The organism is Lysinibacillus sp. ZYM-1, from assembly GCF_001308875.1.
Lineage (GTDB): Bacteria > Bacillota > Bacilli > Bacillales_A > Planococcaceae > Lysinibacillus.
Genome location: NZ_KQ465113.1, coordinates 143,506 through 163,941, shown reverse-complemented (window position 1 = coordinate 163,941; position 20,436 = coordinate 143,506). Strand labels below are relative to the sequence as shown.

The window sequence follows — 20,436 nt, the reverse complement described above, 5'->3', positions numbered from 1 at the left end:
TCTACTAAAGGGGAAATGGATATGACGAAAACAGTTGCAACTAAATTACGACGAGCGGGTCGCGCATTAATTGAAATCGCAGAAGCAGAAGGCATTACGATAACATATGAAAACGTTTATCCGGGTTCTATTTATACTGAAAAAATTATCAAAGCTTACCACAACGTCAAGTATAGCGATGATATCCCTAAAGTTAAAAGACCATCAATACTAGAATGCTACGCAAATGCGGATGACATAGCACTAAAAACTGCGAAGGTTACAACGTTGGAAGGGATGGCTAGAGAACTTGCTAAATATTCGGAGCATATTGATCGTGAGAGTCTTAGAACACAACCGCCTGTTAATGATCGGGCATACGTTGAGCGTTCCGAATTTACAATTACAGATTTATATAACGATTTAATGTCGATAATCGAATGGTCGCTATTTCGGTATATGGCGTTGATTTACACGTTTGGATTCGAGGCGCTACCGTATTATTCTACCGTACTAGATTACTCGTATTACGTCCAACAACGTAAGAAGTTTCGAAGATGTAAGTATATGTTTTGTCTGAACATGTTCGCTATGGAAGGTGATAATTTCCGTAATGCGAAACCAAAGCGAGTAGATAGTCGATTTTGTTGTGATGCATGCCGCAAAGCCTCGTACGATGTAACAAAACGATATAAAAGCACAGGCTCGTATTTGCCGGTTGAATATTATGCGCCTATTTATGGGGAGTCGGTAGATGATCGATATAGACTTCATGAGCAAGTTTACCTAGAAAATGATATCGAAACGGAGATTGCGAAGAAAAAGCCAGTATTTAAAGTGAAGTCGAAAAAGGTAAGTTATGAACATGGAAAAGTTGTAACGTATAGCTCGCTAGATGAAGCAGAGAAGGCTCGTAAAAATGCAGAAAAAGTTGATATTATCAGTGTTTACAGGCAGATTATACGTCGGACAAATCCCTATATAAGTAGAGGGCGATAGCCCATTTTATTTTATACACTTAGTGTCAAAATTGAACAATTATATACAAAGGAGGACAAGTGATGAAACCACACACGATTAAGGCACTACGTTCGTATCATGGTTTGACGCAAGAAAAGTTCGCTTCAAAAATCGGCTTCGCTCGAACAACAATTAGTGAAGTGGAGAACATGCGGAAATGTCCGTCTGTTGCGTTGTTAGCAGCGATTACTCGACAGTTTGAAATAACAGATGAGTTTATTGCTTTTTTGCGCAGTTTTGAAAAATTAAATGGAATTATCCATGATTACACAATATCACAAATTTAATCAAAAGTAAAGCATTTTAGGGAGATGAGAGCCAGTGATTAATGAAATGACACGCAAATGTCGCACTTGCAAAGAGGTTAAAAATCTAACCGAATTTACTCGACGCCCAAAAGCTCCACAAGGACGAGAGTACCAATGCAAGGCATGTCGTAGTAAAGCTCGCTATGAAAATGGAGCCTACTTACGAGAGCGATTCCGTAAACACCAATATCGTCATAATAGCACTATGTTTTATACAGATGTGACTATTAACGCTGTATTAACTGCAGATAAATGCTGTTACTGTGGTGACGAACTTACACGGGTAAAGGAACATGCGAAACAAGCGACGCTCGACCATGTATATCTCGGTCACAATATCGATGATAACGTGGTTGTTTGCTGTCGTAGCTGTAATACTTCAAAAGGACAATTACACATCTATGACTATTACCAACGATCAGCTAGTTTCACAGACGAGTTGTGGAACGAATTTGTTAAACAATTTGCAAGTCGATTATTGAGGCGTGAGCCAAACGAACAAGAAATCGAAGCCTGGAAACAAGGTTTTAAAGAAGAAAGCGAGGAAATGAAACGATATGGAGCATAAAAAGTATTCATCTAATTATCATGGCGAAGGTAAGCGAGCAAAGCCGAAGCGAAGAAAGAAACAATTCAATCGAAACGGTATCGAAATCCACGGACAGCGACCGCCAAGGCCGCGAGTAATTAATGGGATGGTGTTTTATTAATGCAGATTTACTACAGTAATGACAACGGAGAACATTGCGTTTACATCGACGAGGGAGAACGCCAGCATCGGATATTCTTGCCGGAAGATGTTGCAACGCTGGATGCTCGATATTTTGCACAATCAGAGGCAGCAACGTATGTAATTGAGCAACTGTTAAAAGGCGGTGATTAAATGCGCTTTGCCTTACTTTCAATCGTCAATTTGCGAGATGTTCCGTTCATTTCACTTTTAATCTACCAAACGGATGAACGAGGCATATCCAATTTAATTGGCGAAATCTCAAAGCCTTATGACGATGTTATCGACTTGCTAGACGATTTATATTCGTTTGAAATTAGCGAGTTGCAGACGGATAGCCAAGAGTTGTATCGAGAATTAATGAGCGCTCATTACCCGGTGATTTATCGCAGAGAGGTCGAAGGTACAAGCGAGCAGATTACTCGTAACGAGGAAATGTTAGTCGAATTATTCGAGTTGGACAAGCAAGACGAACAGCCAACGCCTGTTATTCCGACATGGCGAATGTGGTGTATCGCCAAGTTTGAAAAGATTATTCAAATACTAAAAACAAAGGGGATCAAAACACATGGCAATTAAAGTACAGGAATATCAACTATTACGAGAATTCAAAAGAGAAGGTGCTGAACGAGCAGCTAAACTCTTACAGTACCAAAAAGATGCAGAAAGTGCACGCTCACGTTTAAGAGAATTACAGACACAGTATGAGCAAACGTTTACGGAAAGCGTTAAGCATGGGACGGATGCAACTGCTCAACTTGTTAAGATTGACGATGATATTGCGCTACAAAAAGAGGTTGTTACACGACGCGAGCGTGATTTAACGTTAGTTCATCAAGCAATGCCTGAAACTATAATTTCGTCTGTTGAAGTCGTTGAAAAATACAAGCCTGAATATGCTGACGGAATTCGAGCGGAGTTCGAGGACAAAGTTAACCCGAAATTACAACTTGCTCGGGACCTTATTCTTTCATGTATCGATGACCATAAGGAGTACAGTAGCGCATATAACGATATTTACCGTGAAATAACTGACTTAGTGACTGCTAATCATCAAGCAGGAAAAACACGCTATATCATGACGCAAATTCATCCGACAGACAGCGCTCAGGTTTTTGGTGCAACTGGAACTATAAGCGGAGTTCGTAAACTACTAGAGCAAGTGTCACAATACACATTTGGCAATAAGCCAAGAGATTACAAATATATTGACGTAGCACCGACAACTACGGAGAAGGTGGGTAAATAATAATGAGTAAATATAACGAACATGTAGAAGCTTTGTTAGCACAACAAGCGAAGGGAAAAGGTGTTAATTTCCGCATAGTAGAATCTGGATTAAAACAGAAATTGCAAGAAGGCACAATCGAGCAGCAGGACGTAGCAATCGCAATGCAAGTCGCAAGAGCACTCGGTTCAATAGAATCGAAAGTTTTATACGCAAATGTTAAAAGAGCTTCCCAACAAGAGCAAACTGAATAACGCAATATTAACGCAAGGCATGACGTTTTTTTTAACTAACGTTGTGCCTTTTTTATATGCAAAAACAAAGGAGGACATAGGGGATGAAACTAATCAAACGTAAGCAGGAAATAACGCAATTACTAGATGATAACGAAATAATACTTGCTGCAGCTAAGTTTGTTGTAGAAGTAGAACGCCTTCACGGTAAAGTGCCGCAAATCAAGGTTAAACATGCGACCGAATTAAAAGTACCGTTACTAGCCATTGCAATGAGTGGCCGTATACAAGCCGACCATGCTCGTAAACGATTAGAGGCGTTGAATGGAGCCGTCGAATATGCCAACGGAGATAGAAGCGCACGCAAACGATACATTACAGCAAGCCAACAAGCTGATCGATTGGCTGACGTAGTAGCAAAGAGAGTTGAGCGAATCTAATGGCCGTAAATCTAACCGCAATATTTCGCGTCAGAGATAGCAATGGAACAAGCCGTCTTAGACGTATCACGCAGATGATGGACCGTATGAACCGGACAAGCAGAGCGACAAGTGAGTCGGTAAGTCAATCTCAAACAGCGTTAAATAGGTTTGGTAGCGCTGTATCTTCAACGTCAAATCGTATGGGTAACTTTTCTACTCGGATGACAGGCTTACGTGCGGGAACTAATGGGCTTAGTGCAAGTTTTAGTGGTATGCAAAGTTCTTTAATTGGTCTAATGGGGGCATACGCTGGTGTGAATGGGGCGGCCAAGTTGTTTAACGCAACAATAGGCGCTGCAGCAAACTACGAACAAAATGCGATGGCTATTAGCGGAATGTTTGGTGATGATAAACAAGCTAAAAAGTATCTTCAAATGATTGAAAAGGCTGCTATTGATAGTCCAGTATTGAATAGTACAGATATGATGACAAACTCAAAAGCATTCATAGGAATCAGTAAGAACCTTAATGAGTTAAAACAAGTTTGGGGTTTAGTTGAACGTATACAGGCACTTTCTGGCGTAGACACTCAACAGGCAGCTTTCTCAACAAAAGAGCTTATGCAAGGTGACTACGTTTCAATGTATGAAGCAGTTGGACTAGATAAAAAGGAATTGCAAAAAATCACTAAAATGGACGGCATGTCTGCTAAGATGGCTGGTTTAGATAAATTATTAACCAAAATGGGTGTAACTGACGAAATGGTTAATAAGATGGGAAATACGACAAAAGGATTGTGGTCGCAACTCGAGGAGAAGTCGCAGACATTTTTTAGAAATATGGGAATGGAAAGTAATACAAAGTTAGGTGACTTTTTACGGCGACTAAACAAGATGTTTGATGGCATTGATACCGACGCACTTAGTAATAAACTAGGCGGAATGCTTGGAAGAGTAACGGATAAAGCAATCGCTTTATACGATATATTCGTGAAATGGCGAACGCAAATAGCATACGTAGCTGGAGCGATTGGCACATTTGTAGCTGCGTTAGCTGTAGTAGGTGTAATCGCCGCATTAGCGAATCCAGTATCGTTAATCGCCGCAGGAATAGCCGCAGCAGTAGTCGGACTCAAAGCGCTTTACGACAATAGCGAAACGTTCCGCGGTGCTATCGAAAAAGTAGTTACCGTAGTAAAAGACTTGTGGTCCGTGTTCCAAAAAGGCGGTGTAGAAGGTTTAATAAGCGTCCTATTTCCACCGGATGTGGCTGAAAAAATCAACGGAATTATTACCGGGATTAAATCGAAAATATCCGAGTTGATGATGGCTTTTAACGAAGGTGGTGTAGGTGGAGTATTCGATAAGATTTTCGGTGAAGGCTCTTTTGATTCGCTTAAAACAAAATTTGAAGAAGTCAAGTCGTACATTACTGAAAAAATAGCACAATTTCAGCCTATATTTGAACAACTAGTAGACGCTTTCTCTACAGCATGGGACACAGTATCAGACATCTTAACAAGCGCATGGGACATTATCGAGCCTATCTTAAGTGGACTATGGGATTGGATTCAAATAGTCGGGGACATTGCAATGATGGTCTTTGATAATGTAATCTCTCCAGCCATCTCGTTTTTAGCGCAGCTCTTCTCTACGTTATGGTCGATTGCAAAACCTATTTTACTGGCTTTATCAATAGCGTGGGAGGCGCTATCTGCTGTTATAAAGTGGGTATGGGACAACGTATTAGCTCCCCTTGTCGACTTTATCTTAACTGGCGTTAAAAATGCGTTCGATAATTTTTCTGGCGCACTAGCTATCGTCCAGGGATGGTTTGAAACACTTAGCGGATGGGTTTCGACTGCATACGGACATGTTAAGGACTTTATCGGCTTCATCGGCAAAGCTAAGATGCCGAGCTGGATTACGAACGGTATTAGCGCTGGCGTAAACTTTGTTGGTGATTTAATCGGTGCTGGCGAGGGGAAAAAAGGCGGCAAGAAATCGCATTACAGCGGATTAGACTCCGTACCATATGACGGGTATTCAGCGCGTTTACACAAAAACGAAAAAATTCTTACGGCACAAGAAGCGAAGGCTTATGACGAAGGTCAAGGCGGTACAGGCGGAGGAGTCGTTATTACCGGCAACAACTTTACTGTGCGGGAAGATGCGGACATCGAAAAGATTGCGTATGGGCTAGCGAAACTAATCGAAGAGGCAAGATTTCAAAGAGGTTATTAATACGAATTACAAAAGCCAGAGAAGAATTTAACGTAGGCCTAGTGAAATTAATTGAAATGGAGAGGATACAACGTGGTTAAATATACACCAAATTATAATTTAGGAAAGCCGGAAGGTACGGATATGTATAGTGTGCTTCCGCAAAACGCGAATATGGATATCATAGATACAACATTAAAGGGATTAGATACTAAAGTTACTGGCCTTTTGGCTGATGTAGTTTGGCAAGAAGCTGAATTACTAAACGGTTGGGAATCTTATGGTGTAGGATATGAACCGAAATTTGCCGTAGATAACCACAATAATCTAATTATGAAAGGCGCTATTAAAAATGGTGTAACGACTAAAGGAACAGTTCTTTTTATATTGCCAGAAAATATGCGTCCCATAGTGTATCGTATCTTCTTAACATCTTGTAATAATCAATCAACTAATCCATACGAGTATAAAGCTATTGAATTAGCAATTGCACCTAATGGAACTGTGACTTTAGGTAGCACGATACTATATCATCAATTCTTAGGGTTGGAAAACATATCTATAAAACTATAGCAACAACTATATGTATTATCGTTATCAGATGAATAACAAACGGGCAGGCATTGGCTTTTATAGCGATGCTTGCTCGTCTTTTTTTTATGCCTAATTGCGTAAGGACTCCGATTTCAAATAATCGCAATCGGACATAACGCAAAACTGACGCATTATATAGAAGAAACTCGAAATTTGCATTTCCGAATATGTCCGATTTCAAATAATAGCGATGGGAAGTAACGCAAAATCAACGCTAGATTATCGGGCAGATGACGGAAATGCACGCGCCCTTAAAACACTTTGATTCTCGACGTTTATCACCGTTTGGCAATCGGCATAATCCGTCATTTACTAAACCTTCCGAAATTGACGACATTATATAGAAGAAAGTCGAAAAGGCAACTTTAGTAGAGTATAGTTCTGACACATAATTGACGGGTAGAGGCTCCGAGTGGACGCGCACCTTAAACACTTTACATTACCTTACATAATACGAAGGATTCAGCGGTACATATAATAGAAGGAAACGTAATTATTACGGTTTATGTAAAGTTAGATAACGTAATGTTAACGCAGATTACAGGGGGCAGGAAGTCGGATTGGGTGGGGCGGTCTGAAACTCGAGGGGTTTACATATGACGCTATTTCATTATCATAACTTAACAGTATTGACAACGTTTTATCGATGCGATATTATAGCCTTATAAACGTTATCAAAACTTATTATCAAAAGTCAGGGGCGATATAATGGCTAAATACGGGTATGCTCGGGTATCGACGGTAGCGCAAGATTTAGAATCGCAAATTCAGTCGTTAGAGTCAGAAGGTTGTTCGGAAATCTATAAAGAGAAGTTTACGGGTACTAAGACGGATCGACCTGTATTTAATGAAATTATGGAGTTGCTAACGGAAGGTGATACGTTAGTGGTAACGAAACTTGATCGATTAGCACGTAACACTAAAGAGGGTATCGATGTTGTCGAAGCGTTATTCGAGCGCGGTGTACGTGTGCATGTGCTTAACGTGGGATTGTTAGAGAATACAACTATGGGGCGATTCTTCCTTACTACGTTATTAGCTGTAGCTGAAATGGAACGCAATTTAATCATTGAGCGAACGCAAGAAGGCAAAGCAATCGCAAAACAACGTGATGATTTCCGAGAAGGCAGACCGAAGAAATTTGATAAGAAACGATTAGACACTGCAATGCAGCTATTGGAATCGAATAGTTATAAAGAAGTTGAAGCAAAGACTGGAATTTCAGTCGCAACTTTAGCGAGAGAAAAGAGAAAACGAAAAGAAAACGAATTAATTAACGATTGAGCGAACGTCGCTTGATCGTTCTTTTTTGCGTTGAAAGTGCGTGACCCCCAAAGGCCTCGATTCTGACAGGCGTCATCTGGTGTTCGCTATTTACACGCAACTTTTTTTTCATTTGGGGGTTAGGAAAGAGAAAATGATGTAAACTTTATCGGTTTTAATATTAAGAGTCAGTTAATAAAATGCTAAAATAAAACTAGTTTGAAGCACGAAGGAAAAGAGGGGTTTAATTGGATTTTATTAACTATTTAACAGTTGACCAAAGAATTGCTGTTTTAACAACATTAGCGACTTTCACAATCTCTGTAATATCAGTTGTAATTGCTGTTAGATCATTAAAGGTTACCAAAAGATCGATAGATGAAGCAAATCGACCTTATGTAGTAGCATCCGTGATGGGAAATGTTGGATACCGTACCGAAAAGTTGCTTATGATAAAAAACTACGGCAACACAGGGGCAACAATTGAATCTATTAAATTTTCGGAAGATATCACAGAAGAAGAATTATTGATAGAATTTTTAAATTCTTTAAGTGGAGTTTTCATCGCTCCAGGACAGTCGTTCATGTTTACTTTAAATAAACCTAGAGAATATGAAAATATAACGCTAGTGGGTGAGATGGTTGTCATTTATAAGGATTTCAAAAATAAGTTTACTGAAAAATGTAAATTAAATTCAAAAATTATTAATACAAACCTTCAAATCTCATCTGATTCATTATCTGAATTTGAAAATAAGTTATTAAATACGTTGCATAATAATAATCGTCAAAAGTAGTACTTGCAATATTTGGATTTTTATATGTCGATGTTCGTTTATTGCGTCAGTTTTGCGTCAAAAAAATAAGCGCAGGAATCCCCTACGCTCGTAACTCGTTTTTTCAAATGTTACATAAATAATAGCCCAAAATAAAAGTGAAGTAAATACCATTTTACATTAACGTATAAAAAGTCGAGAAAGCCTATTCTCATGCTATTTTAAGGGCGTTATACTCGGTACGTAAGGAGAGTGATTGACGATGTTTGAACGTACAATAAGACCAACAGATTTAGCGACTATGCTTGGAGTATCTTTGAAAAACAAACGTCCTAAAGCGTTAGCAGATGCGATGGCGAAAGTAGTACCAGGTTTCGGAGGATTAGGGACCTTTAAGAAATATAATCGGAAAGAATATGAAGTTATTTCATACATAATGCGGAGGATTGACGAAGAAAGAGCAACGTTAGAGCAGGCGATCAATGATGCAGTAGATTTATATTATCGTAATACCGTTTTAATTTTTGGATGAAATCGGCTTTACTTCCGATGTAAAGTAACGTAAGATGATTCGTAAGAAGGTCGACTATGCAGTGTACGACCATTGAACGGATATTTGTCCGCCAGTACGTTTATATCACCGTTTCAAATGACGGTACAGTCAACGATACAACAATGCGGATGTTATAGCGATGCAATAACGAATAAGGGACGCGGGTTCGACTCCCGCCGTCTCCATACATTGGAAACAATATAGTTTCAAAAAGTGTCAAATTCCTTGATATATCAAGGGTTTGGCGCTTTTTTTATTTCAAAAACTTTCAACTAATATCAAACGCTTTTGGGTCATTTTTTGGGTCAAACTAGGTCAAAATTGGGTCAAAGAATTAGCGTGAATTGATGTATGCATCAAATTTTTCAATGGTGCTAGCTTTGGTTTTCTTGGTCACATGCGTATAAATGTCCATTGTTGTTTTTACATCTGTATGTCCTAGCCTCTCCTGTACTTCTTTAATACTTGCACCCGCTTCAAATAATAATGAGCAATGGGTATGTCGTAAACCATGTGTAGTAATAGGCTGAAGCTTGTATTTATCAATTACCTTATGGAGCCACTTTTGCGTTTGAACAGGTTGGATGAAGCGGTTATGTTTATTGCTAAATACGAGTTGTTTTTTATTAGATGTATTAATGCCTTTTTCTAAATAGATCTTACTTTGTTGTAACTTCCATTTTGATAGTAAAGACATTGACGTTTCATCCATTTTAATTGTTCGTACTACACCATTTTTAGTTGTCTTCAGGTACAATTGACAATCCTTACCGCGTGAAATCGCTTTGTTAATACGAATTTCACTTCGTTCAAAGTTGATATCATTCCACGTCAGTGCTAATACCTCGCCTTTACGCATACCTGAATAGCTCAATACATGAAATATTGTATAAACCATTAGATTATTTTGCTGTTCAAAGCTCTGAAGTAGTTTTATTAATTGTTCTCGTTCGTAAAAGTTTTCAAATTCTGCGTCATCTAAAACGATTTGCTTTCGCTTCTTAGGCATCTCAACCAATGTAAAAGGATTTTTATCAATGTAGCCATGTTTAATCGCATAATCGAGAACTTTGGCAGCATAGGACTTAACCATGCGAAACCGCTTTAGCTTCTTAGCCCACTGATTTACATGCTTTTGGCAAGTTGCAATATCAATCTTGTCCACTTTATAAGTACCCATAGCAGGTAAAATGTGATTTTTAAAGATACCGATAGTTTTTACAAATGTACTTTCCTCAACGCTGTTTTCGTACTGCTCAACCCACATGTTATAAATATCTTGATACGTTTCATATTGTTGTTTTTTATATGTGCCACTGTATACCTCGAGCTGTAACTGATTCATAGCATCTTGAGCTTCTTTACGTGATTTGAAACCACGTCGAGTAGTAGTTAAAGGCTTTCCAGTTAATGAATCTGTACCAAGGTAAAACTTAAACATAAAACGCTTTTCGCCATCTTTTAATGTGTACTCTTTAATTTGGGGATTTCTCGCCAAAATAATTCCTCCTCTGTACTGCTTACGGAGACAGAGTGTAAAGTAAGTAGTACCTTACATATTTATCATATTATTTATAGCGTTTAAAGACAAATTAGAGTTTATAGAAAAGAAAAATAAAAGAACAAGCTAAAAAACTTGTTCTAATAGTTCATATATTGAATAAAATTTTTAAATGCATTAGTCTTGATTTCATCCGTTTCGATAATATAAACATCTGAAGTAATATCTTTAAAGCTATGACCTAACCTTTTCTTTATTTCATATGGTGTTGCACCACTTATATAGTATATTGTTGCATGTGTACGTCTTAAATCATGGGGAGAAATCTTTTTGAGTTTATATTTTTCTTGGATATTATTGCACCAGTCCCAAGCCTTAGATGGATAAGTAATATTATTTTTCTTATCAGAAAATACAAGGCTATAGGTACTTAAATTATAATGCAAAACGGATTGAATTGTTTTCCACTCATTTAAAATTTCAAGTGTGCGATCATCAATCTTTAATAGTCTATGATCAGATGTTTTAGTGGAAGAAATTATTAGTTTCCCATTTTCATCATAGGTAACAGCTTTGTTTATTGTAATTTCCTTTTTATCAAAATTGATGTCACTCCATTGTAAGGAAAAACCTTCTCCACGCCTAATACCTGTATAGCATAGTAGCCGTAAATATGCATATTTTTTTATATCTTCATTTTTAGTAGCTTCTAAAAACTCTATTAGTTCTTCACGGCTATAGTAGTCTTTGGTGGATTCTTTTTGCTTTTTAATGGGTGTCGTAACTGCCTTCATGGGATTTCGTTCAATAACATCTAATTTCATCGCATAATCAAATACTTTGGCTGCATAATGTTCGACTGTTTTGTGTTTTTTTAATTGATCATACCAAATGTATGCTGCATTTTCGCAATGTTTGTAAGTAATAGATTGAATTTTAATGTGACCTAAACAAGGCAGGGTATGATCATGAAAAAGTTGTTTTGTTTTATGATAGGTCGAAGGTTTAACGGATTTTCGATAAATTGATAACCATTCATTATAAATATCACTAAATGTCTTTTTTTCAGGGCGATAGCCTTCTTTAAATTTTATTTTAAGTCGTAAATATTCATTTGTTGCAGCTGTTATTGTTTTAAAACCACGTCGAGTAGTTTCAATTCGTTTACCGGTAGAAGTGGTTCCTAGATAAATCTTGAATTTATATCTTGTTTCCCCTGATACTAACTTATATGATTTAATTGCTTTTATTTTTGCCATAATAACTCCTCCGTTTGCTAGTAGCTATTTTTTTCTATAAATTTATCTAATTCGTGTTTATAGATTCGTTTAGTACCATCGATTTCAAATACTTTTAACCCTTCACATTTAAATTTTTGAAAGGTGTTATACGAAACTCCTAAATATTCAGCCGCTTCTCTAATAGTTAGTAACTGTTTCTCAGGTTTGGATATTTGCTTAGTAATAGCTGTAATAATTTCATTTTTCAACTCTTCTAGATATTGTTTAAATTCTTGTTCTGTCATTTTGTTGGCTCCTTTGCTTTTTGTCTAAACAATATACCCGCCAGATTTTATTTTTTTAAGAGTAATTTTTATTTATTTCTTCTTTTATTTCTTTTGATAGAAGTTGAAAAATTAAAGACAGTATGCTAAGATTTACAAAACCTAGTTTTAACAGAACTGAATATTTATCAAATGACCTCCTATTGCGCAAAAAGTTTGAATTAGGGGGTCATATTTATGAAATGCTTTTTCATTTTTATTTTAAAAATGGAACAGCACATCACTGTGATGAAATATAAATAGTCCTAATATTTTATAAGAGGTGGTGTTTTCAATGGAAAAAAATGTAGAAAATATTGAGAACGAGGTAGTTGAATTTGTTAGTGAAATAGACAAGAAAATTATGTCTGTTATTTACCGATTATACGATAAGACTTTGAAAAATTGAGTAAATAGATGAAGTACAAAGTAGTACTGAATTTAAATTCATCTATCAGTTTTAATACAAAAACCTTAGTTTACTGTTAAATTTGAACTGCTCCCTAATTGTTAGACATATCTAACAATTGGAGGTGCAGTTTATTTTTATGGTCAAATATACTGCCGAAGATAAATTACAAGCTGTTGAGCGCTACTTAAGTGGAACGGAAAGCTCCTATAAAATAGCTAAATCTATGGGGACTGATAATAAAGCAATCCTTAAATTGGTTAAGAATATGAATACAATGGAGTTGTGATCTGCACCCCAAATGTTAAACACGACTCTAACATTTGGAAGTGCCTTTTTTATGGCAGGGCAGGAATTACTCTTGAACAGAAAATAGATGCGATTAGTCGTTTTGAAAACTGTGATGAAAGCTTTACTTCAATTGCTAAATTACTCAATTTAACTACTACTGAAATGCTTAATTTTTGGATTGACAAATATTATTTCCATGAAACAGAATCTCTTAAAAAGAGCTATACACGTTATACTTTTGAAAATAAACTATACATACTCAATTATATGAACGAGAATGGGTTGTCTTCTTTCGAGGCTGCACTACATTTTAATTTACCTACTCCAGGTACAATTAGAAAATGGCGAATTAGTCTTGGAACTGAAAGTATAGACTCCCTAATTCTTAAGAAAAAGGAGCATACAAAGTTGAAGAAGGACAAAGCTAAGAATCGAATCTTCGAAGAAGGTTCTTTAGAGGCGTTACAAGCAGAGAATGAGCGTTTACGTATGAAGAATTCCATTCTAAAAAAGTTGAATGCCTTAGTTCAAGAATAGGAAACATTAAAAGCGAAAGTAGTCTATGAACTAAGGAATCAATTTAGCGAAAAGAGTTAATAAACTTAGCTGGCATAAAACGTAGTACTTATTATTACTGGACAAGTCGCTTTGACCAACCTAATAAATATGCCGAAATGAAATCGATGATTTCTACTATCTTTCACGACCATAAGGGAAGATATGGTTATCGCCGAATAACGTTAGAATTGCGTAATCAAGGCTTCCTGATCAATCATAAAACCGTTCAACGGCTAATGAAAGAATTGGGTTTAAAATCGCTTGTACTTATGAAAAAATACCGTTCTTATAAAGGCAAAGTAGGTAAAATTGTGCCAAACATTCTTAAACTTGATTTCGGTGCCACAAAACCAAATGAAAAGTGGGTAACGGACGTAACTGAATTTCATTTATTTGGCGAGAAGTTATATCTTTCCCCTGTACTAGACTTATTTATAGGTGAAATTATCGCCTATAATATACAAAGCCGCCCTACATATGAACTTGTTTCGAAAATGTTAGACAAAGCTTTTAAATGCTTATCCGAAGGAGATGCCCCTGTCTTACATTCGGATTAAGGTTGACATTATCAAATGAAACATTACTCTTACGCCTTAAAACAGCAGGGTATTAGCCAAAGCATGTCTCGTAAAGGCAACTGTTTAGATAATGCAGTAATTGAGAACTTTTTTGGTTTATTAAAATCTGAGTTATTATATATACAAGAATTTGAGAGTATGGTTCAGTTCAAGCGTGAGCTTGAAGTGTATATCGAATACTACAATCACAAACGTGTCAAAGGAAAATTAAAAGGATTGAGTCCGATACAGTACCGAATCCAATCCGCAGCTTAACCTAATATAATGTCTAACTTTTTGAGGTCACTTTAATTTAAGAAAAGCACCCGATTGTTGCATAACAGCAAAGTTATTATTAGCTGGTTTTGTTGGAGTTCTTTATTCTCATCTGATTCAAAAAGCCCAATTGTTAAAGAAGCTACTACGGTTTAATCCTCTGAAAAATAAACATCTGTTGTTATTAATTCTTCTTCACCTATATAAAAGCAAATTCCTTTGCAAAGTAAAAACTCCATAATACCACCATTTCTACTGGGCCATGTAGATAAGAAAACAGAGGAAATATATTTTAGAATCCATAATTTCTAAAGAAAAAATGCCCTTCATCTATAGAAAGATGATATATTATTAGAATATATAGAGAAAAATAATATTTGGTGGTGTAAGAAATGAAACTGAAAAATGTGTTTCTAGATACTTCAATTTATATAAAAAACAATTTCGAGTTTGGAGGCTCTAAATTCAATAAGTTAAACGATTTAATTTCAGCAGGACGTATTCAATTATACTCAACAACAATTATTGATAATGAAGTAATTTCGAATATCGATAAAACTATTGAAGAAACAAGACAGTTTGTAAATAGTGTTATTAAAGAAGCATATGTACTTAAAAACACTTCACCATTTAAATCGATTTTTGCTGAAAGAAAACCAGTCAATATAGCTTTAAATGAAGTAAAAAATCAGTATGACGAATTTAAACAAAGTACCAATATAGAAAATATCCCGATAAATAATGTAGATGTAGATGATATTTTTAAAAGATATTTTGAAGAATTACCACCGTTTAGTTCTAAGAAAAAAGAAGAAATTCCGGATGCATTTACATTAAGTGCATTAAAGCAATGGTTTCAGAAAAAGGAAGATGCTTGCTATATTCTTAGTACTGATAGTGATATGAAAAATTATTGCGAGGAAAATAAAGAACTAATTTATTTAGATTCACTAGATAGCTTATTTAATCTTATTGCGAGTGAAGACGCAAGATATGAATTTGTTATACAGGTATTTAACGAACACGAAGATGAAATTTTGGAAAACATAAAGGATGACCTCTTTGATTCCTTTATACTTGATGATATCGATGGAGAGGTTAATGAAGTAGATGTTAGCGACTTATCCTTTGTAAATAAGCCTTTGATTACAGAAATCGGTGACAATTATGCAAAATTAAGTTTAGTACTTCAATTTGACTACACTGCATATTGTTCAGTATTAGATGTCGAAAGTTCCCCGTATGACAGTGAAACAAAAGGTTTTTTATGGAAGGATTACAAAGATGAAATATATCACGGTTCAGAAGAAATCCCGGTGGAGATTTTTATAGATAATATTAAATTAGGAGAAGAAGCTCCTGAAAATGCTGATATTACCGCTAAGTTCAATAATGATGAAATGATATTTATATCAAGTCCCTACGATTATTATTAATTAGGCTCTCCGGAATATTGGTTGTATTTTATAATAAAGAAGAAACAATACTCAACTTTGTCTATTATTTTTAAGTTGGGCGGCTATAAGCACAATTCATTTTTGATTTTCCAAACCCTTTGGGGGCGGAAAAACATTTGAACATAGAAAACTGAAATTAAATGCTGACATATGATAACTTTTTGTTACGAATTTAGTTTGTCGACACTCTGACACTACTCAACTTTGAGTAGTGTTTTTTTATACTAATTGTAGTCTCCTCCTATTACAAGAGAATAAATTAAAATTTCATCGATATCCGAAGTATCTCCATCATCACTAATCCCGGATACCATTGAAAAATTACCGTAAATAGAGCGCGTCAACTGCAATAACAATCCCAGTAAAGCTTATTGACCTGCACATAATAGCTCTAACATAAACTACAAACTTATAAAGGTAATAATACAATTAATTAAGTAAAGTTCTTAAAGAGGTGTCTTTATAAGTATTAAAAATCAGGACCTTAGTGAGCTTAGATTACATGATATGCTCATGCTTTCGCTCCTTATATTGAAAATGATTCACTATCCGAAGATTATCAACATAATTAAGATGAATTGCTAGTAAACCTTTATAGGACGAACAAGATGGCTCTTGTGAAAATCTCGATATACTTCCTTATAAATGTTCAAAATAACTTCTAAATAAATATTATTTCTGAATTAAAAAAATTCCTTACCTATTTAGAATTGGTAAGGAATAATTTATTTTATTTGTCTCGTACCAAATAAAAATTTTCTTTTGCTTGGTTGTAGGCAGCTTCATTTTTCTTAATTAGTTTTTTGTTAGGTTGAACGGTCTTTGAAAAATTCAGATTAAGCTCTGGTTCTTTCATACGGGCTTCTAACGTTTTTAAAAATCTTGTCATAAAAATCCCTCCGTTTGCCTTTCTTTACTAGTATTATATCTTTTTTATAGGAAATAAACAGCAAATGATTTATCCATCAAATTATAAGTATTTTTTATTAACAAATCGTAAAACACGGAAATTAACTTAATTCCCCATCAAATGGTTTTTTGCAGGTTTTACACATAAATAAAAAAGTGTGATAGGTGATGTATTCCCACCATTGAGATTTGCAGTTATTAAACATTTCAACACCATTATAGAGGGTTCTAGTAACTGAAGGTAATACCTGAAGGATTTAAAAGCAGCAGATAGAGAATAGGGTGTTTATGTACCTGTAAGGTACGCTAAGTTAACCCCTAGTAGTAATTGGTGATAAAATATTAGCTTCTATTTGATCAGAAGTCTATTACAAGTAAAAAGGGATAATTATGATAAAATAGTAACATAAATTATGACTAGTTAAATTATATATACGTAGTATTGTGATAAGGAGAAAAGAAATGACAGCTATCGAAATACTATCATGGCCTTTTATACAAGAAAGCATCAATCAAATCAACAACAAAGAGCAGTATTTAAATTATCCAGTTATTTATGTTTTGAATGGCAATAAAGAAGCTTATATTGGTGAAACGGTTTATTTTAAAAATCGTATGAAAGCTCATTTAAAAGCACGTAAAAATATTCAACAAGTAAATTTGATTAAGCACGAACACTTTAATCGATCAGCAACCTTTCATCTAGAGACAAAACTGATTAACTATTTCCTTGGTGATGAAAAATATACGCTTCAAAATAAAAGTAAGACGGCTAACGATTTTACTCATAACTACTACAATAAAACTTATTACGATCAACAACTATTTAAAGAACTTTGGCAAAAACTATATGAACAAAAGCTTGTTGACAATGTGTTACATGTAATTGAAAACAAAGATATTTTTAAATTATCTCCTTTCAAAGATTTATCTTTAGAACAACTTGAATTAAAAGATAAAGTACTCGAGTTTTGCGAGAAACGGGTTACTCAAAACACAAGCGAATATGGAAGTCTATTAATCATTGAAGGTGAAGCGGGCGTTGGAAAAAGCGTTGTGTTAAGTTCTATTTTCAATACGATTCAAGAAAGAGTAGAAGAAGCATCTTCAAATTTATATCGTACAGAAAATTATTTAGCTGTGAACCATGAGGAAATGTTTAAAACATATAAAAACATAGCAAAACAAGTGAAACATTTAAAAGGAAAAAACTTTGCAAAACCTACATCTCTTATTAATATATTGCAAAAAGAGGGAAAAAAGGCTGATATCATTTTCGTAGATGAAGCACATTTATTGCTAACAAAGCCAGATACTTATAATGGATTCCACGGCAATAATCATTTAGAGGAGTTTTTGAAGCTAGCAAAGGTAGTTGTCATTATTTATGATCAAGATCAAGTATTAAAACTGAAGAGTCTATGGGGAGCAGCAACACTAGAAGGACTTAAGAAATTAAGTACTTTTCACGAAGAATACCAGTTAACAAATCAATTTCGCATGCAAGCAAATGATGACGTAATCAATTGGATAAACGAATTCAAGCGTAAAAAATTATTGCCGCTTCCTAAAGATAAAAACTATGAATTTAAAGTATTTGAATCTTTGAAGGACATGCATGATGAAATTAAATCCCAAAATACTCAGCACGGTTTAAGTCGTGTTGTATCAACGTTTGATTACATACATAAAAAAGATGGTGGGACCTACTACGTGAAAGAATCCAATGGTGAATACCAACTGCCATGGAATACAACAAGTACGAAATATACATGGGCAGAAAAAGCAGAAACCGTTCACGAGGCTGGATCAATTTATACAATACAGGGCTTTGATTTAAATTATGTTGGTGTCGTGCTTGGGCCATCTGTTCAATATGACGCTGTTAAAGATGAAATCAGCATTGATACGAGTAAGTATATGGATAAAGGTGCATATACAGGTATGGACGGAATTGAAAATGTAAATGAAGCAAAGGAAAAAATCGTCCTAAACTCAATCAATATCTTGATGAAGCGTGGAATTAAAGGTCTGTACATTTATTCAAGTGATGAAGCGTTGCGCAATAAACTTCTAGAATATCAAAAAGTAGGTGAATAGTATGAGTGAGTTAGAACAACTACGTAAAAGTATTTTGCAATTCCGAGACCAACGTAACTGGCAGCAATTCCATAATCCTAAGGATCTAGCACTCTCCTTATCATTAGAAGCAAGTGAATTATTAGAGCTATTTCAATGGAAAACGAGTGAGGAAGCAGTTGAAAAGAATTTAGATAAGATGGAGGAGGAGCTAGCGGATGTTTTGATTTATGCGATATTATTTGCGAATGAAACGGATTTGGACTTAGTAAAAATAATAAATAATAAACTTCAAAAAAATAATGAAAAATATCCAATTGAAAAGTTTGCTGGAAAAAATACTAAATACAATGAGATATAAATTTATAAAACATTTAAAAGGCAATTTAAAAACCTTAGTTTTCGTTTGAATACGAGAAACTAAGGTTTTTCTTATGGAAATTTATTTGATATAGGGAAGTAATAGTACATACAATCCCTTTTTTTGTTCCTCTGATAAATTTTTAATGATACTAAATAATTCATCATCTATATTCTCACTTTGTAGAAATTTATCTTGTGGAATCTTAATAGTTGTATCAACTTTGTTTTCCAGTAACAAAAAGAATGAGCTAAGCGTTAGTCCAAATTGCTCGCAAATTTCACCTAACAGTGTATAATTCGCTTCCTGAATGCCGCTTTCTATCCGTGAAATAGATGCTTGAGAAATATCTAATTTATGAGCAAAATCACTCATACTTAAATTACTTTCTTTGCGTAATGAACGTATTAACTGTCCTATTTGCAAGTTATTCATATATGTTATTTCAACTCCACTTTTATCGTTTAATTAATCGTACAGTTATTGTATTTTACAATCAATAGAAAATAAATTATACTTAAAATGCAAATATACATAATAAGTAATGAATGGGGTTGAACGTTATCGGAAACTTTGAATCGGCACTTATTTTATTAATAGATGAAAGGATTGATGTGCTTTATCATAATAAAGTTTTTAGGAATCACCAAAATGAAATGGTTAAAGATGTTAAACAGAAATTATCCAAAACTCTTTCAGGTATAAGTGAAATAGAAGTTAAAGAGATTTCTGAGTCGATACAGATATCAATTCTTAATTATCAACACTTATTATTTCAAGATATATACAAGCAAGGCTTTTTAGATGGGATTGTACTCAGAGAAAAAATACTAGGGAGGTCGTTAAACGATGAAAGTACTCTTTAAAGGTCAACTCACGATGGATGTATACAAAATTGTAGAGAGTTTAGAGGATGAAGCGGCTACACGAAATTTAGCACATGAAGATATTACATCTGAATTGTTTAAAGAACTAGGTACGTTAGTAGAAGCAAAAGGCTATCGTGTTCCTTACGTGGGGATAAATTTAGAATATGAGGGTGTACCTACTAAACAATATGAATCACTAGTAAATAAAGCTATTAAAGAAGCTAAGAATAGTGAATTATATATTCGTGGAAAAGGGACTATAACAAATATAACCTTTTAAATAGCATTTAATTGTGCA

The 20,436-nt window shown here is 35.0% G+C and carries 22 protein-coding genes and 1 pseudogene; 18 read left to right on the top strand and 5 right to left on the bottom strand.

Going from position 1 to position 20,436, the window contains the following annotated elements; all coding sequences use genetic code 11:
• Positions 1 to 21 precede the first annotated feature (21 nt).
• From AO843_RS08905 to AO843_RS08850, 13 genes are all read left to right on the top strand, one after another.
• Entirely contained in the window at positions 22 to 978 is a 957-nt protein-coding gene (locus AO843_RS08905; RefSeq protein WP_054610763.1) for a hypothetical protein, read from the top strand.
• 62 nt (positions 979 to 1,040) lie between these two features.
• Positions 1,041 to 1,286 carry a helix-turn-helix domain-containing protein gene (locus AO843_RS08900; protein WP_054610762.1) on the top strand — a complete coding sequence of 82 codons (246 nt, stop codon included), beginning with the start codon at positions 1,041 to 1,043 and terminating at the stop codon, positions 1,284 to 1,286.
• 34 nt (positions 1,287 to 1,320) lie between these two features.
• On the top strand, positions 1,321 to 1,875 hold the full coding sequence (locus AO843_RS08895) for a hypothetical protein (RefSeq protein ID WP_054610761.1): 555 nt from the start codon (positions 1,321 to 1,323) through the stop codon (positions 1,873 to 1,875).
• A 141-nt stretch (positions 1,876 to 2,016) separates the two neighbouring features.
• A complete protein-coding gene (locus tag AO843_RS24840; RefSeq protein WP_197278898.1) occupies positions 2,017 to 2,190 on the top strand; it encodes a hypothetical protein in 174 nt (57 codons plus the stop codon).
• The gene (locus AO843_RS08890) at positions 2,191 to 2,616 is read left to right on the top strand and encodes a hypothetical protein (protein ID WP_054610760.1); all 426 of its coding nucleotides are present in this window, start codon (positions 2,191 to 2,193) and stop codon (positions 2,614 to 2,616) included.
• Positions 2,606 to 3,286: a hypothetical protein gene (locus tag AO843_RS08885; protein ID WP_054610759.1), complete on the top strand. Its 681-nt coding sequence runs from the start codon at positions 2,606 to 2,608 to the stop codon at positions 3,284 to 3,286. The genes AO843_RS08890 and AO843_RS08885 overlap by 11 nt, the downstream gene beginning before the upstream one ends.
• Positions 3,287 to 3,288: 2 nt before the next feature.
• On the top strand, positions 3,289 to 3,519 hold the full coding sequence (locus tag AO843_RS08880; RefSeq protein ID WP_036120754.1) for a hypothetical protein: 231 nt from the start codon (positions 3,289 to 3,291) through the stop codon (positions 3,517 to 3,519).
• Positions 3,520 to 3,602: 83 nt separating this feature from the next.
• The gene (locus tag AO843_RS08875) at positions 3,603 to 3,938 is read left to right on the top strand and encodes a hypothetical protein (RefSeq protein ID WP_054610758.1); all 336 of its coding nucleotides are present in this window, start codon (positions 3,603 to 3,605) and stop codon (positions 3,936 to 3,938) included.
• Positions 3,938 to 6,163, top strand: coding sequence for a phage tail protein (locus AO843_RS08870; protein WP_054610757.1), 2,226 nt, complete (start codon positions 3,938 to 3,940; stop codon positions 6,161 to 6,163). Before AO843_RS08875 ends, AO843_RS08870 begins: the two co-directional genes overlap by 1 nt.
• A gap of 72 nt (positions 6,164 to 6,235) precedes the next feature.
• A complete protein-coding gene (locus AO843_RS08865; protein ID WP_054610756.1) occupies positions 6,236 to 6,715 on the top strand; it encodes a hypothetical protein in 480 nt (159 codons plus the stop codon).
• Positions 6,716 to 7,444: 729 nt separating this feature from the next.
• The gene (locus AO843_RS08860; RefSeq protein ID WP_054610755.1) at positions 7,445 to 8,020 is read left to right on the top strand and encodes a recombinase family protein; all 576 of its coding nucleotides are present in this window, start codon (positions 7,445 to 7,447) and stop codon (positions 8,018 to 8,020) included.
• 227 nt (positions 8,021 to 8,247) lie between these two features.
• Positions 8,248 to 8,796, top strand: coding sequence for a hypothetical protein (locus AO843_RS08855; protein WP_054610754.1), 549 nt, complete (start codon positions 8,248 to 8,250; stop codon positions 8,794 to 8,796).
• Between the two features lie 241 nt (positions 8,797 to 9,037).
• Positions 9,038 to 9,307 carry a hypothetical protein gene (locus AO843_RS08850; protein WP_054610753.1) on the top strand — a complete coding sequence of 90 codons (270 nt, stop codon included), beginning with the start codon at positions 9,038 to 9,040 and terminating at the stop codon, positions 9,305 to 9,307.
• A 355-nt stretch (positions 9,308 to 9,662) separates the two neighbouring features.
• Here AO843_RS08850 and AO843_RS08845 read toward each other — a convergent pair whose 3' ends face one another.
• The 3 genes from AO843_RS08845 to AO843_RS08835 form a co-directional block, all read right to left on the bottom strand.
• On the bottom strand, positions 9,663 to 10,826 hold the full coding sequence (locus AO843_RS08845) for a tyrosine-type recombinase/integrase (RefSeq protein WP_054610752.1): 1,164 nt from the start codon (positions 10,824 to 10,826) through the stop codon (positions 9,663 to 9,665).
• Between the two features lie 143 nt (positions 10,827 to 10,969).
• A complete protein-coding gene (locus AO843_RS08840; RefSeq protein ID WP_054610751.1) occupies positions 10,970 to 12,088 on the bottom strand; it encodes a tyrosine-type recombinase/integrase in 1,119 nt (372 codons plus the stop codon).
• Between the two features lie 17 nt (positions 12,089 to 12,105).
• The gene (locus AO843_RS08835) at positions 12,106 to 12,354 is read right to left on the bottom strand and encodes a helix-turn-helix domain-containing protein (RefSeq protein ID WP_054610750.1); all 249 of its coding nucleotides are present in this window, start codon (positions 12,352 to 12,354) and stop codon (positions 12,106 to 12,108) included.
• 748 nt (positions 12,355 to 13,102) lie between these two features.
• Between AO843_RS08835 and AO843_RS23975 the strand changes: the two are divergent.
• Positions 13,103 to 14,463 (top strand): annotated as a pseudogene (locus AO843_RS23975) (IS3 family transposase).
• A gap of 392 nt (positions 14,464 to 14,855) precedes the next feature.
• A complete protein-coding gene (locus AO843_RS08820) occupies positions 14,856 to 15,899 on the top strand; it encodes a PIN domain-containing protein (protein ID WP_054610749.1) in 1,044 nt (347 codons plus the stop codon).
• A 751-nt stretch (positions 15,900 to 16,650) separates the two neighbouring features.
• Here AO843_RS08820 and AO843_RS24515 read toward each other — a convergent pair.
• Positions 16,651 to 16,809, bottom strand: a complete 159-nt coding sequence (locus tag AO843_RS24515) for a hypothetical protein (protein ID WP_156313949.1) — start codon at positions 16,807 to 16,809, stop codon at positions 16,651 to 16,653.
• A gap of 482 nt (positions 16,810 to 17,291) precedes the next feature.
• On the opposite strand from AO843_RS24515, the gene AO843_RS08815 reads away from it, so the two are divergent.
• Both AO843_RS08815 and AO843_RS08810 read left to right on the top strand, forming a co-directional pair.
• A complete protein-coding gene (locus AO843_RS08815) occupies positions 17,292 to 18,929 on the top strand; it encodes a DUF2075 domain-containing protein (protein ID WP_054610748.1) in 1,638 nt (545 codons plus the stop codon).
• Position 18,930: 1 nt separating this feature from the next.
• Entirely contained in the window at positions 18,931 to 19,269 is a 339-nt protein-coding gene (locus AO843_RS08810) for a nucleotide pyrophosphohydrolase (RefSeq protein ID WP_054610747.1), read from the top strand.
• An 81-nt stretch (positions 19,270 to 19,350) separates the two neighbouring features.
• On the opposite strand, the gene AO843_RS08805 is transcribed toward AO843_RS08810, so the two are convergent.
• On the bottom strand, positions 19,351 to 19,704 hold the full coding sequence (locus AO843_RS08805; protein ID WP_054610746.1) for a helix-turn-helix domain-containing protein: 354 nt from the start codon (positions 19,702 to 19,704) through the stop codon (positions 19,351 to 19,353).
• Between the two features lie 414 nt (positions 19,705 to 20,118).
• Here AO843_RS08805 and AO843_RS08795 point away from each other — a divergent pair, with 414 nt between their 5' ends.
• Positions 20,119 to 20,418, top strand: coding sequence for a hypothetical protein (locus tag AO843_RS08795; protein WP_054610744.1), 300 nt, complete (start codon positions 20,119 to 20,121; stop codon positions 20,416 to 20,418).
• Positions 20,419 to 20,436 lie beyond the last annotated feature (18 nt).

Coding starts and splice junctions, on each gene's coding strand:
- AO843_RS08905 (WP_054610763.1), top strand. CDS start 22: ATGACGAAAACAGTTGCAACTAAATTACGACGAGCGGGTCGCGCATTA.
- AO843_RS08900 (WP_054610762.1), top strand. CDS start 1,041: ATGAAACCACACACGATTAAGGCACTACGTTCGTATCATGGTTTGACG.
- AO843_RS24840 (WP_197278898.1), top strand. CDS start 2,017: ATGCAGATTTACTACAGTAATGACAACGGAGAACATTGCGTTTACATC.
- AO843_RS08890 (WP_054610760.1), top strand. CDS start 2,191: ATGCGCTTTGCCTTACTTTCAATCGTCAATTTGCGAGATGTTCCGTTC.
- AO843_RS08885 (WP_054610759.1), top strand. CDS start 2,606: ATGGCAATTAAAGTACAGGAATATCAACTATTACGAGAATTCAAAAGA.
- AO843_RS08880 (WP_036120754.1), top strand. CDS start 3,289: ATGAGTAAATATAACGAACATGTAGAAGCTTTGTTAGCACAACAAGCG.
- AO843_RS08875 (WP_054610758.1), top strand. CDS start 3,603: ATGAAACTAATCAAACGTAAGCAGGAAATAACGCAATTACTAGATGAT.
- AO843_RS08870 (WP_054610757.1), top strand. CDS start 3,938: ATGGCCGTAAATCTAACCGCAATATTTCGCGTCAGAGATAGCAATGGA.
- AO843_RS08860 (WP_054610755.1), top strand. CDS start 7,445: ATGGCTAAATACGGGTATGCTCGGGTATCGACGGTAGCGCAAGATTTA.
- AO843_RS08850 (WP_054610753.1), top strand. CDS start 9,038: ATGTTTGAACGTACAATAAGACCAACAGATTTAGCGACTATGCTTGGA.
- AO843_RS08840 (WP_054610751.1), bottom strand. CDS start 12,088: ATGGCAAAAATAAAAGCAATTAAATCATATAAGTTAGTATCAGGGGAA.
- AO843_RS08835 (WP_054610750.1), bottom strand. CDS start 12,354: ATGACAGAACAAGAATTTAAACAATATCTAGAAGAGTTGAAAAATGAA.
- AO843_RS08820 (WP_054610749.1), top strand. CDS start 14,856: ATGAAACTGAAAAATGTGTTTCTAGATACTTCAATTTATATAAAAAAC.
- AO843_RS24515 (WP_156313949.1), bottom strand. CDS start 16,809: ATGACAAGATTTTTAAAAACGTTAGAAGCCCGTATGAAAGAACCAGAG.
- AO843_RS08815 (WP_054610748.1), top strand. CDS start 17,292: ATGACAGCTATCGAAATACTATCATGGCCTTTTATACAAGAAAGCATC.
- AO843_RS08810 (WP_054610747.1), top strand. CDS start 18,931: ATGAGTGAGTTAGAACAACTACGTAAAAGTATTTTGCAATTCCGAGAC.
- AO843_RS08805 (WP_054610746.1), bottom strand. CDS start 19,704: ATGAATAACTTGCAAATAGGACAGTTAATACGTTCATTACGCAAAGAA.
- AO843_RS08795 (WP_054610744.1), top strand. CDS start 20,119: ATGAAAGTACTCTTTAAAGGTCAACTCACGATGGATGTATACAAAATT.